We start from the raw sequence: 13,138 nt of genomic DNA, 5'->3' as shown, positions 1-13,138 counted from the left end.
GAAGCTGATCTTTTTTGTCCGAACAGCGTTCGGATTAATTTTACAATCTACCTTATAAGCACCTCGGCGAAACCGATAATACGATCTTAAGTATTTGACGCCACCTCGACGTGTGTACATACCGGTTCCAACACGCATCTTAACCAAGGGGTCCTGAATATTATAGCCAATATATCCAGAATCCAGAAGTCGAACCCACAGACTGTAATCTTCAAACAATGGAAATTTACTTTGATAATTACCACTTGCAAGGACAACACTCTTCTTGAACATCACAGTAGGATGGTTGAAGGGACTACGCATCCGTGCAAAATCAAGAATTTCATTTTCATTCTCCGGAACGACACGGGATCCAACTACATTATCGATAGTACCAATGAATTCATCCACATTAGACCCGACAATGGACACATCAGGCTTCTCCTTAAATACATCTATTTGTTGTCGAAAACGGTCTGTCGCACATATATCATCACCATCAACTCGTGCAACAAGCTCATAAGATACAAGCTTCAGTCCAACGGATAGAGCATTCCCCAAGCCCTTATTTTTCGGTAGTTTTTTTACCCTGACGTTAAAACTACACCGTTCAATGAAATTAAGAATTACATTCTGAACCGAGAGTGGCACTGGCCCATCTTCAATTAAAACCAATTCAGTTGGTTTCAGTGTTTGATTCTCAATACTCATCAAAGATTCTTTTAATTCACTTGCAATTGCATTTTTATAAACAGACATTAATACTGAAAAATTCATAATCTAGAAAAACTCCCCTTAAAAATGTAAAACCAATTCTATCTATTGTAAATAAAAAAATGTGAGCAGCGTAGATTTGATTTATATCTAATACGCTTAACTCACAGTATTAACGTTTTATTTTTTTAAATAAAAGCCATGCACCAGACCAAATCCCCAAATTTGATCGCACTTATTTTTCAGTGTTCTTTTTCAGTTTACCCTCGACAATATCTTCTCGCTTTAAAACTGAAATAACAGTCCCAATTACAAGTTTTACATCGTTTTTAAAGGTTATTTTTTCCGCATATTCACTATCATATTTAACTTTTTCATTTGGCAACAGCTTATCCCTACCGCTGATTTGCGCTAAACCTGATACTCCACCTTTAATATTTCCCAATCCGTACGCTTCACGTAACTTCAACAAATCCTGTTCAGACAAGGTTACAGGTCTAGGACCAATGAAAGCCATTTGGCCAAGAAAGATATTCAGCAGTTGCGGCAGCTCATCAATGCTTTTTTTTCTTAAAAACTTACCAACTGGCGTTATATAGTCATCCGCCGAAGCTAAATTTCTACTTGCCATATTATGTGGTGCTTCCTGTGACATTGTTCTGAATTTATATATATTGAAGGTTTTGTTATTCGTTACCCCACGTTGTTGTTTAAATAGGATTGGGCCTTTAGGATCATCTAACTTTATACAAACCGCAGTAACAAGAAAAAGTGGCGATGCAACAATTAATCCAGCCAAAGAAAGTATAGTATCAAAACTTCTCTTCCCAAAACGCTGATAAAGCGTGGTACTACTTTGTTCAGCTGTCATACTCCCAGCATTTGCCGGCATTTTTTCTGTATGCACTTTTAGCATGTATTTTCCCCCATATTTCAGTATAACTATAATAATTAATTACGGAAAAACCGTACTCGTCCCTAGTTTTCCATAATTGTAACAAATGTTTTTACATTTGTTATTACTTTATTGGAACAATAATACAAAAAAAACTGGGTATTTTGTAATCTTTCAATAAGATACAAAACACCCAGCTTATACTAACGATTCCTTCTAAATACAAATATATTTTTATTTTTCCCGTCGGTACGCCGTTTTGTGTTAACGACTAACGTAATTTGCATCATCGTAAACACTAACGAACTGCGTCGCCGATACGCAATATATTTAGGATGCCAACTGTTAACATATTTTTCTTTATAGTTTCGCAAACCTTGGAACCCATAGAAGCGATAGCCATATTCATAAATCAAATGAGCCAATCGCTCCTCAATGAAGCTAAAACGTGACACGCCGACATTCGACAATGGCGCCATCCCCATGTTGAAGTTTTCAGAGCCCACTTCAGCGTTGTGCTGCAACAAATGAATAAACATAACATCCATCGTGCCAGACGGTGCGTCTTTACCATAGCGCATTAAATCAATGGAGCTAACATCCGTATGGGTCGGCATATTTGTCGTGAATGCGACGATCCGCCCTTCAGCATTCCGCATGACATAAATTGATGCTTGATCTAGATAGTAATCATCAAAAAAGCCCAGTGAAAAGCCACTTTCATTTTGTCCATCCAACCATTCGTCAGACACGTGCCGCAATTCTTGCAGTGTGTCATCACGAAACGGCGGCTGTAACTCCGCAAATGTAATCCCATCTCGATCAAACTTACTCATCAAGTTACGATCAGACTTACGCTTTTTACCATCCATACTGAATGATGGTAGATGAACGAAGCCTTCCTCACCAAATTTCAGGAAGTCATACCCTTTTTCATGCAAGCTTAGTGTGAGGTTTTCGTCAATTTCATAAAAGACGATCGAGTAACCCTCTTTATCGGCCACATCCATGAAGTCATCGATGGCTGCCTCACGATACTGTGGATCCCCGACCGGCTCACCCATCACGATCAAACGGTCAGCCTTCTTTTGATACATAAAGAACATCTTGTCTTCGCCATCGACCTGATAGAAGTACAACAGCTTGTCACGTAGGTAAGCCAAGTGACTCACTTCATTACCGCCATAGTTACCGATCACGTGTTCAACCCGCTGCGCATCAAACGGCGTCTTAAAGATCGACGATTTACCATTGTGCATATACCAGTAGACAGCAGCTAAGATTAACACAGCAATCATGATTGCCATCAAGCCACTAAACCACACCCGCTCCGTTGGGAACAACGCCGCTCGTGGTACATGATGAACCCGCTGATAGTTAGGCGTGTTGTACACCCCAACAATGATATACGTCACAAAAATACCAACGAAGCTAATCCCATCAAAGAGCATTGCCCCCCAGGAATATTCAAAATGTTCCCGGTAAAATTCCTTATGTGACAACCACAAGGCCGCCAATACGAGCATCAAGAAGATGCTAATTTTAATGGATGGATCTTTCCACAACGTATTCAACGTTGCCATGATTAAAACAATTGTCGTCGGCCAAAAGGCACGTTTGACTCGTGAATTGACACCTCGCGCCAAACCAATCAGTAAGAATCCCATGATGATATTGGTCGCCTGGTTCGCGAAGTACACAACATAGCCATAAAACGCCCCGTAGACCTTGTTATACTCCTGCAGGTGAGGAAAGGTCGACACGAGGATAATCATCACGCCAGAGAACCACAGGAACGTTGTGAGAAAGATGTGAGCCACTCGACGGAATAACTGCATCGGCAGTCCTTCAAACGACTGATTCAGCTTGCTGCCCATATCTTGAATGAAGAATAGCACCCCCACTAAAAATGGCAAAATATAATAGAAAATCCGGTATAACAATAACCAGACCAGCGCATCAGCCTTATCGACCCCGATAAAACCAAGCCCGGTCAGCATGAACGTATCAAAGGAACCCAATCCCCCCGGAATCAAAGACACAACCCCAGCAACAGAAGCCACCGCAAACATCGGTAGAACAGCTGCAAAATCGACTTTAATCCCCATCAAAACACCGATGAAGATGAAGAACAAGGAGCAGCCAAGCCATTCAAGGCTCGAACTGATCATCAATGAGAATTGGCGCCGCCACGTTAGGTCGTTAAAAAATTCAGAATCCGTAAAGTGCGTTGCTAGCATCACACCCGGGAAGTAAAGCGCCCCGCCGACTAGCCAGATCCAATAGCGTGTAAACTCAGTCCCGGTATGGAAGATAAAAATCTGTGCTAACGCAATCCAACAAACGAGCGACAATCCCGTCAGTAAGAACAAGGCGATTTTAGAAATCGCAAATAGAATCTCTTTTCGCGTGGCACCTTTGCTATAAAAGTTTGCCCGTAGGCTGGCCCCTAATAAGCCACCGAACCCAGCAATATTGGTGAACGTGTTGACCGTCCACCCCGAACGCACGATGTAGCCTTTTTTAAATGTCCCAGGTAAAAACTTCACCACGTTGAAATCATAGTTCAACATCGGCGTGACCGCGATGAACCCGACCACCAACATCGCCAATAATGTTAACGGTGATTGCTGAGAGAATATTTCAGAGACTTGCTCGCCACTGATTTGTTGTAGATCACGACCAACTTCATGAATGACGTACAGTAACACCGACAGCACAAATAGAAGTCGTAGTAACGTCATGTGGCGGTTAATCGCCGCCCATAGTTTGCGTAAAGTTTGCATGTTTCTCCCCCTGTTAAACGTAACCTAGTGTACCATGACGGCTTGTGAGATTGTGTTAAGAATGACTTATGGTAGCCATGTAACTAAAAGCAGCTTTTGAAACAAATTAGTTTGCTTCAAAAGCTGCTACTATATGTGTGCAATTTCGCGACCTTTTTAAAACTTTAATTCGAACTGACTTTGATTATATAGTTTACCAATCAGCACCACTCGCTTTTCTTCATCAACGCGATAAAAAAAGGCGTATTTTTTCCCAATCAAACACCGTCTCGTTGCCCTGTCAAAACCATACTTATTTGAAACGTCTTCAAATCTCAGTGGAAATGTTCGCAGGCTATCAACCACGTGATAAATATCGCCGATAAATCGATCAATTGTTGTTTCTTCAACTTGTAGTTCCCGCCAACTGATCAAAATTTGCTTTAGACTGCTAGCGAACTCTTTTGAATAACTTATTTGATAATCCAAGGCTACTTACCCCAACCATACTTACCAAATTGCTGTTTCATTTCATCTTCAGTCAATACATTATTAGTTTCAAAGTCCTTAAACCCATCTTCAATCAAGTCACGATCATGACGCCGCTGCGATTCTTTCATTGACAGCAGAATTTCATCATCTTTAGCAGAATATTCAACCACATCACCAGCAGTCAAGCCACTGGTTTTTGGCAAAATGACACCAATTGAGTTACCAATTTTACGCACCTTGATTTTCATTTGTTAAAACTCCTCTGCTTTATTAAGTTATAACAATAGTATAACAGGGAGTTTTAAAAAACAAAAAAAGCGATTCGCAAATTGCGAATCGCTTTTTAAGGTTGCGTATAAATTACTTAAGAGTAACTGATGCGCCGGCTTCTTCCAACTTAGCCTTCAATTCGTTGGCTTCGTCTTCTGATAAGCCTTCTTTAACGTTCTTAGGAGCTGCATCGACTAAGTCTTTAGCATCCTTCAAACCTAAACCAGTTGCTTCACGGACAGCCTTGATAACCTTGATCTTAGCTGAACCAGCTGAAGTTAATTCAACGTTGAATTCGCTCTTGGCAGCAGCGTCGCCACCAGCAGCACCAGCAGCGGCTACAGGAGCAGCTGCGCTAACGCCAAATTCTTCTTCGATTGCCTTAACCAAGTCGTTTAATTCAACGATGGTTGCTTCTTTTAATTGATCAACAATGCTTTGAGTATCTAAAGCCATGATTGTATTCCTCCAAAATTGGGTTTTCCGGTTAAACCGGTGAGTTAGTTGTGACGGGTTAAGCTACATTAAGCAGCAGGTTCGTCGTCCTTGTTGTCAGCAACTTGCTTAACAGCAAATGCGAAGCTGCGAATTGGTGATTGCAATTCGGAAGCAAGCATTGATAGTAAGTCGTCGCGACTTGGTAACGTTGCGTAAGTGTTGATTTCGTCAACAGAGACAACCTTACCTTCCATCATTCCGCCCTTGATTTCAAGAACGTTATGATCCTTAGCAAACTTAGCTAAGATACGTGCAGCGGCGATTGAATCGTCACCGTTACCAAAAGCAACAGCGGTTGGTCCTACGAATGTATCGTTAAGATCAGCAAAACCGGCTTTTTCAGCAGCACGCGTTAAAATCTTGTTTTTGATAACTTCCATAGCAACATCAGCGTCACGTAATTGCTTACGCAAATCAGTGACTTCTTCAACTGTTAAACCACGGTAGTCAACAACAACAAGGGAGTTAGCATCAGTAATCTTTTTTGAGACTTCATCAACTAACGTAGCTTTGACTGCGATCGTTTCTTTACTCACGTTTTACACCTCCATGATTGATTTTTTACCTAATAAAAATCCCGCTGTCCTAAGACAGCGGGCTCAAAGTCATTCTCACGAATTGCTTTGCCTCGGCAGGATATTAAGGTCGAAACCACCTGAGTCTTAGGTAAAATTAATTTACTTGAACATCTTAGCAAAGCAACTGGCTTTCGTCAATGCTGTGATTTAGAAACTAGCTAAATCAACAGCAACGGCTGGGCCAAATGTGGAAGCAACTGATAAGTGTTGAACGTATGTGCCACGAACAGCGGCAGGACGCGCACGAACAATTACATCTTCGATAGCTTTGAAGTTACCAACCAATTGGTCTTCGCTAAATGAAACTTTACCAATCTGAACATGAACGTTTCCGTCACGGTCAGTACGGTAAGTTACTTGACCACCCTTAGCATCCTTAACGGCTTGCGCAACGTTCATAGTTACGGTACCCGTCTTAGGGTTAGGCATCAAGCCCTTAGGTCCTAATTGGCGACCTAAACGACCAACTTGGGCCATCATGTCTGGTGTTGCGATTGCAACATCAAAGTCCAACCAGCCGTCAGAGATCTTTTGTACTAAGTCAGCATCACCGACTTCATCGGCACCTGCATCTTTAGCAGCTTGTGCTTGTTCACCACGAGCAAAAACAATTACTCGTTGTGTCTTACCAGTTCCGTTAGGCAAAACCATTGCCCCACGTAACTGTTGGTCCGCTTGCTTGGTGTCTAAGTTAAGCTTGAAAGCAATCTCAACTGTAGCATCGAACTTCGCAAAGTCGATCTTCTTCACCAAGGCAACGGCCTCGTTTACGCTGTAAGCTTTTTCTTTGTCAACTTGCTTAGCAGCATCTTGGTACTTCTTACCTTTTTTTGTGGCCATTGTGTTTTCCTCCTTGCAAATGTGGTAATGGCGACAGACACAGGGCGAAAACAGACGGTTTGGAAACGGTCCACAGCGAACAAGGCGACATTATCCGGTGATTTTCCGGATGAGGTTGACTTGCGAGTAGTGGTGAGTTTCCAGTCTGTTGTAGCCCGACTATGTAGCCAATGACACGTTTTTTAGTAACATTTGCCATCGCTGTCATAGTCGAGCTCCGTGAGCAAGCCAAGCGCCGCTCACTTCGCTCTGTTCTCATCTTCCACCTGATACATTCAGTTTTCACCGAGTATCCGTACCATCAAAGTATTAGCTTAGCCTTCTACAGTAAAGCCCATGCTCCGTGCAGTACCTTCGACCATGCGCATTGCGGCTTCAACGTCGGCAGCGTTTAGATCTTGCATCTTAGTCTTGGCGATTTCTTCAACTTGCGCCTTGGTTACAGTAGCAACCTTCTTCGTGTTGGGTTCGCCTGAACCATGTTCAACACCAGCAGCCTTCTTTAATAAGACAGAAGCTGGCGGAGTCTTGGTAACGAAGTCGAATGAACGATCCTCGTAAACCGTGATAACAACTGGAATCAACAAACCTGCTTGATCAGCAGTACGGGCATTAAAGTCCTTTGTGAATCCCATGATGTTAATCCCTGCTTGACCTAAAGCAGGACCAACCGGCGGAGCAGGTGTTGCTTTACCGGCAGGAATTTGTAACTTAACAACATTAGCTACTTTTTTAGCCATGTGAAATTCCTCCTTGGATGTGGTAGTTGATGGCGCATTAGATTACGCCTCCCACGATATGCTTTTACACATACCGTAGTAGTTTACCATGATAGTACCGAGTGAGCAACCCTGATTAATATCAGAGCGTGAGCAGACCCGGGTTGATTGCGAGCAATTGCAGGAACGGCGGTAGTGGCTTTAGCCACGCACGACGGTCAGGCAATGCACAGCAATCAGGGTCTGCGAACGCGTTTACGCCACATACTCGCGCAGCTTCAAACTTCCCTAAATAATCTTATCAATCTGTTCAAAGTCTAATTCAGCTGAAGTTTCGCGACCAAACATATCCACATTAACGCGCAACTTTTGCTTTTCATTATCAACTTCAGTCACTTTACCGACCATGTCAGAAAAGGCACCGTCAACGATTCGTACGGATTCACCGACTTCAATTTCGAAATCATTTTGATGGCGTGCATCAACACCCATACGGTTTAAAATCAGGCTAACTTCATCAGGTAATAGTGGCGTTGGCTTTGAACCACCACCATGAGAGCCAACGAAACCAGTAACACCTGGTGTATTCCGGACAATATACCAAGCTTGGTCAGTCATAACCATTTCAACCAGTACGTAACCTGGGAAATCATTTTCAATAACTGTCTTGGCCTTGCCGTCTTTTACTTGTTCAGTTTCTTCTTCAGGTACGACAATGCGGTAGATGAAGTCTGCCATCCCCATTGATTGTGACCGTGATTCAAGGTTTGCCTTAACCTTGTTTTCGTAACCAGAATAAGTGTGTAGCACGTACCATAGTTTTTCAGTGGTCTCTGCCATTGTTTAAATCCTCCAAGAATGTCATTGCAAAATAAAAAACCTCGTCAAAATGACGAAGCCTCGTTCAATGTCTCTAGTATATCAAAATTTCGTTGGTTCGCCTAGGCTAACCAAGTGATCAATGCTTGTACACCCCAGTCAATCAATGCGAAGAACGCTGCAAACGCAACAGAAACAAAGATCACGATGGATGAATCACGCCGGTTTTCAGCAGCTGAAGGCCACCGAACCAATTTCATTTCGCTAAAAACACTCTTAATGAATCGCATGAATTCTAACCTCCTACTTTGTCTCTTGATGCAACGTGTACTGTCCGCAATGCTTACAGAACTTCTTGACCTCTAACCGCTTGGTCCGGTTCGGGTTAAATGTAATCGTATAATTTCGTGATCCGCAAACTGAGCATGCCAGTGCGACTTTTCTGTTGGCCATTCCTGGCACCTCCAATTAATTTGTAATCGTACATCAGATTAGCACGCAACTACATGTGTGTCAATCGTTCCCCGTTGGCTGCAAGGTCTTCGTAAACTTTATCCGGCAACGATTAATCGCATTTCGTAGACGGCGATCAGAACATTTGAGACGGATCGTCATTTCAGCTAAATCAACACCGTTCATTAGTTCACGCCACACCTCCGCCTCAAAAGCTGACAGTTCACTTTGAACTTCATCTAATCGCTCTTTGAGCACGACAAGCGCTAACCCATCTGGATGATGACTAGGAATCTGTATGGTCTCTGCCTGTCCATCTAGTGCTTCATCATCTTGGTCGGATTGTCTTTTGCGTGCATTTTGACGACGCTTCAAATCGAAGCCACGATTACGCACGTTAAGTCGAAAGTATGTAGCAAACTCACCTGCGTGGCGTCCTTGATAACGGTTCAACGTATTAAACAACACCATACGACATTCCTGCTGCCAATCATCACGATCCACAAGTTGTTGCGCAAAATTCAATTTACGATACCACTTATTGATCAACGGTAAATATTGCGTAAACAATTGTTCAAAGGCGACTTCATCCCCACCTTTTGCAATCTCAATCAACGTATCCTCCTGCTGCCGACTTAACCAGACCATTGTGGTCCTCCATCACCATCTAGATTCACGTACCTAAATAAGTACGTCTATGATAGCGCAAGCTTACGGTTACATACGTTAGCAGACAACCAAACGCCTGTTTGATAAAACACACCGTTGTAAGCTACATTGCAATTTTTATATTCTGCTTGTTTCGAATTAAGCAAAATACGTGTTTTACAGTAATTTTGGAGTTCGTTTTGCATTGAATTAGTTCATTTCCGTAACTAGGACAACATTTCTTTCGTGTTTTACGCCATCCAACAAAAACGCAGGCTCACTTATACAAAAAGTGTGCCTGCGTTTCATTACGGAATAAATAGGTTTCCGCAAAATATTTATAGCGGGTGCCGTGAGTTGAAGCCAGCATAGATTAGCAGTGACGCTGCCACTGATGCATTTAAACTTTGCACATGACCGACCATCGGAATCGTAAGCATTTCATCCACTGTCTTTTTCAGCAATGCAGAAATTCCCTTTCCTTCATTACCGATCACTAAGGCCGTTGGACCAGCAGCGTTCCACTGACGATAATCGGTTCCGTTCATGTCAGTTCCAAAAATCCACAGACCGCGATCTTTCAATTCTTTGGCTGTTGCCACCAAGTTCGTAACGCGCGCAACTGGCACGTGTTCGATTGCGCCAGTTGACGTTTTCGCAACGACAGACGTTAACCCAACTGCACGGCGCTTGGGGATAATAATGCCGTGAACGCCAGCTGCATCAGCAGTCCGTAAAATTGAGCCAAGATTATGAGGATCTTCAATCGAATCCAAAATCAAGAAGAACGGCGCTTCATTCGCTTTCTCTGCACGGGCAAATAAATCATCCACCGTTGCATATGCAAAAGGCGGAATTGCTAAAACGACACCTTGGTGATTTTGACCATCAGTCATCAAGTCTAGCTTTTGCTTAGGCACCTGGCTAATGATTAAATGTCGGTCTTTCGCTAACGCTTCGATTTCCTTAATGGCGTCGGCACGTAAACCTTCTTGGATAAACACTTTATTAATCTGTTGATCCGACTGCAAAGCCGCCTCAACTGGGTGCCGACCGATGATAAAATCAGTACTCGTATCTGTCTTGGCTGTCGCATCCGGTGTCGCTTCTGCTCGCTCACGACGAGGCTTGTTCACACGTGCATGTTGTTTATTTGGCATCTGTTTGTTCTGTCCTTCCTGCTTCCACCTGGTCAATACACCAATGTGCCAGCCAATCGATCCGGTCCATTTGGTGTGTTAGTTGTAAGTATCCAAAAATCGCTTCAAACCCTGTGGAAATCCGGTAGGTAACGATATCGGTATTTTTAGCACGATGATGCGTCGTCGCATTGCGACCATGTTTAAACATGGCCGTTTCTTCATCCGTTAGCACGGCATCTGCTTCCATCAGTTTGATCAAGACCGCTTGTGCCTTTGCAGAAACAAAATGTGTCGCATGATGATGCAATTTTGTCGGTACTGTATACCCTAATTCAATTAGGTGTTCACGAATGAACACCTCGTAAACCGCATCGCCTACGTAGGCCAACGCCATTCCGTTTAGTTGCCGATAGTTAACTTCAGTCATTACGTTCCTTCCGCCACCGAGTTCCCTGTGGTGTATCTTCTAAAATAATGCCACGCGCCTGTAGTTCGTCACGAATCTCATCACTGCGCGCAAAGTCTTTCGCTTGCCGAGCAGCCAGCCGCTCATCAATCAACGCTTGAATTTCACCATCAGCCATTTGGTCACCTTCATCAAAGGTAATCCCGAACACACTCAATAGTGTGGCAAATAACCGCTGCAATTCAACCAACGTGTCTTTAGCAACCACGTCTTCGTTCAAGTAAACATTGCTTAGTTTAGCGAGCTCATAGACTGCTGCAATCCCATTTTGTACGTTAAAATCATCATCCATCGCGGCTTCGAAGGCAACTTGTTGCTGTTTCGCCGCCGCCTCGATTGCTTCATTATGACCTGCCGCTGCATCTTTCAACCGGTAGTCAAAATTAGCATACGTCGACCGCAACCGGGCTAAATTATTTTTAGCATCTTCTAAATTACCGTGTGTATACGCGATTGGTCGCCGATACTGGGTCGTTGCCATAAAGAAACGAACAGCTTGGGGATCCTCCTGCTGGTTCATTTCATGCAATGTGATAAAGTTTCCCAGCGACTTACTCATTTTTTCATTTTCGTCGCCAACTGTCACAAATCCATTGTGCATCCAGTAGCGTGCGAATTGCTTGCCAGTGTGTGCTTCACTTTGGGCGATTTCATTAGTGTGATGGGGAAAGACTAAATCTTGACCACCACCATGAATATCAAACGTATCGCCTAAGTAGTGCGTTGACATGACGGAACACTCGATATGCCAGCCAGGACGTCCCGCCCCCCAAGGTGACTGCCAGGAAATCTCGCCAGGTTTGGCGCCTTTCCATAAGGCAAAGTCGATGGGATCTTCTTTTTTTGCGTTATCGCCATCATCGACACGTTCACTGGCACCATTTTCTAAATCGTCTAAAGATTCATGTACCAACTGCGTGTAGTTTGGAAATTTACGTGCACGATAATAAACATCGCCAGCAGCTTCATAGGCAAAGCCTTTAGCAATCAAATCAGCCACGAAATCAATGATTTCAGGAATCATCTCTGTCGCTCGTGGATTCGTTGTCGCACGTTCAACGTTCAGTGGCTTTGTGTCTTCAAAGTACGCTTCAATAAATTTATCGCCTAACTCAGGCACCGTAATGCCTTCGGCGGCAGCTTCCTTGATCATTTTGTCATCGACATCAGTAAAGTTAGAAACGTAATTAACTTCGTAACCCTTATATTCAAAGTAACGACGAATCGTATCAAAGGCGACCACAGAACGTGCGTTACCGATGTGAATGTAGTTATACACAGTCGGTCCACACACGTACATGCTCACGTGACCAGGCTTCAATGGTTTGAATGGCTCCTTCGTTCTTGTGAGGGTATTAAACACCTGAATCATCTCAAGCACCCTTCCTTTCGTCTGCGGTAAGTTACAGTGATTTTACCATAAAACGTTCACTGACGTATCTTGATCCTTCTGTACTGTCACCGGGGCCTTTGTCCCCCAACGCCAAGTCATTAGCAAGTTCGCTTTGCTCACCGTCGACCAGATGTGACACCTTACCACTCCGGGCTTTGCGAATTCTTCGCAGCCCTTCGTTCTCGGTGTTACATCTGGTCTCCATTGCTAATGACTCGGCGTTGGGGGAGTGCTTTGCCCGCTTTGCGGGCAAAACACAAGTACAGTGAACATCGAAGTAAACTCGCCGCCACTGTGACTGCAGCGGCCAACGTTCACTCTAAATAATAGTTAACTGCAAACTCAAATAGCCGTCGTTCCAGCTTACATTAACGTAGACTGAAACGACGACTATTTTACTTTAGTGTGTCCTTTCACTTTGGCACTAACGGGTTTGTGCCGCTTGCAAAGCAAGCGACACTCTCCGG

Annotated in this window: 16 protein-coding genes and 1 other annotated feature; all 16 genes read right to left on the bottom strand. The window is 43.5% G+C overall.

All coding sequences use genetic code 11. The features are described 5' to 3' along the window. Window positions 1-756: glycosyltransferase (locus IV55_RS09000; RefSeq protein WP_057811441.1), on the bottom strand; the 756-nt coding region annotated here is incomplete at its 3' end. Window positions 757-928: 172 nt separating this feature from the next. Next, entirely contained in the window at window positions 929-1,609 is a 681-nt protein-coding gene (locus tag IV55_RS08995; protein WP_225425867.1) for a sugar transferase, read from the bottom strand. Between the two features lie 182 nt (window positions 1,610-1,791). Beyond that, window positions 1,792-4,374 (bottom strand): bifunctional lysylphosphatidylglycerol flippase/synthetase MprF, encoded by a 2,583-nt coding sequence (gene mprF / locus IV55_RS08990; protein ID WP_057811439.1) that lies wholly within the window; start codon window positions 4,372-4,374, stop codon window positions 1,792-1,794. A 156-nt stretch (window positions 4,375-4,530) separates the two neighbouring features. Further along, window positions 4,531-4,842, bottom strand: a complete 312-nt coding sequence (locus IV55_RS08985) for a hypothetical protein (protein WP_057811437.1) — start codon at window positions 4,840-4,842, stop codon at window positions 4,531-4,533. A gap of 2 nt (window positions 4,843-4,844) precedes the next feature. Next, a complete protein-coding gene (locus tag IV55_RS08980) occupies window positions 4,845-5,093 on the bottom strand; it encodes an AbrB/MazE/SpoVT family DNA-binding domain-containing protein (protein WP_057811435.1) in 249 nt (82 codons plus the stop codon). A 112-nt stretch (window positions 5,094-5,205) separates the two neighbouring features. Then, complete coding sequence (gene rplL / locus IV55_RS08975; protein ID WP_057811433.1) at window positions 5,206-5,571, bottom strand: 50S ribosomal protein L7/L12; 366 nt, start codon at window positions 5,569-5,571, stop codon at window positions 5,206-5,208. A 68-nt stretch (window positions 5,572-5,639) separates the two neighbouring features. Further along, the gene (rplJ, locus tag IV55_RS08970) at window positions 5,640-6,149 is read right to left on the bottom strand and encodes a 50S ribosomal protein L10 (protein WP_057811431.1); all 510 of its coding nucleotides are present in this window, start codon (window positions 6,147-6,149) and stop codon (window positions 5,640-5,642) included. 24 nt (window positions 6,150-6,173) lie between these two features. Then, window positions 6,174-6,298, bottom strand: a sequence feature (ribosomal protein L10 leader region). A 40-nt stretch (window positions 6,299-6,338) separates the two neighbouring features. Next, window positions 6,339-7,031, bottom strand: a complete 693-nt coding sequence (rplA, locus tag IV55_RS08965) for a 50S ribosomal protein L1 (protein WP_057811429.1) — start codon at window positions 7,029-7,031, stop codon at window positions 6,339-6,341. 314 nt (window positions 7,032-7,345) lie between these two features. Continuing rightward, on the bottom strand, window positions 7,346-7,771 hold the full coding sequence (gene rplK / locus IV55_RS08960; RefSeq protein ID WP_057811427.1) for a 50S ribosomal protein L11: 426 nt from the start codon (window positions 7,769-7,771) through the stop codon (window positions 7,346-7,348). Between the two features lie 267 nt (window positions 7,772-8,038). Then, window positions 8,039-8,590 carry a transcription termination/antitermination protein NusG gene (gene nusG / locus IV55_RS08955; protein WP_057811425.1) on the bottom strand — a complete coding sequence of 184 codons (552 nt, stop codon included), beginning with the start codon at window positions 8,588-8,590 and terminating at the stop codon, window positions 8,039-8,041. A 101-nt stretch (window positions 8,591-8,691) separates the two neighbouring features. After that, the gene (gene secE, locus IV55_RS08950; RefSeq protein WP_057811423.1) at window positions 8,692-8,859 is read right to left on the bottom strand and encodes a preprotein translocase subunit SecE; all 168 of its coding nucleotides are present in this window, start codon (window positions 8,857-8,859) and stop codon (window positions 8,692-8,694) included. Between the two features lie 13 nt (window positions 8,860-8,872). Further along, entirely contained in the window at window positions 8,873-9,022 is a 150-nt protein-coding gene (gene rpmG, locus IV55_RS10205; protein WP_083484006.1) for a 50S ribosomal protein L33, read from the bottom strand. A 60-nt stretch (window positions 9,023-9,082) separates the two neighbouring features. Further along, window positions 9,083-9,670, bottom strand: coding sequence for an RNA polymerase sigma factor (locus tag IV55_RS08945; protein WP_057811421.1), 588 nt, complete (start codon window positions 9,668-9,670; stop codon window positions 9,083-9,085). Window positions 9,671-10,008: 338 nt separating this feature from the next. Next, window positions 10,009-10,830, bottom strand: coding sequence for a 23S rRNA (guanosine(2251)-2'-O)-methyltransferase RlmB (gene rlmB, locus IV55_RS08940; protein WP_225425866.1), 822 nt, complete (start codon window positions 10,828-10,830; stop codon window positions 10,009-10,011). Further along, window positions 10,820-11,239, bottom strand: a complete 420-nt coding sequence (locus tag IV55_RS08935) for a Mini-ribonuclease 3 (RefSeq protein ID WP_057811419.1) — start codon at window positions 11,237-11,239, stop codon at window positions 10,820-10,822. The genes rlmB and IV55_RS08935 overlap by 11 nt, the downstream gene beginning before the upstream one ends. After that, window positions 11,232-12,650: a cysteine--tRNA ligase gene (gene cysS / locus IV55_RS08930; protein ID WP_057811417.1), complete on the bottom strand. Its 1,419-nt coding sequence runs from the start codon at window positions 12,648-12,650 to the stop codon at window positions 11,232-11,234. The genes IV55_RS08935 and cysS overlap by 8 nt, the downstream gene beginning before the upstream one ends. Window positions 12,651-13,138: the final 488 nt, after the last annotated feature.

It is taken from the genome of Furfurilactobacillus siliginis (genome assembly GCF_001437435.1).
GTDB lineage: Bacteria > Bacillota > Bacilli > Lactobacillales > Lactobacillaceae > Furfurilactobacillus > Furfurilactobacillus siliginis.
This window is presented reverse-complemented; position numbering and strand designations above follow the sequence as displayed.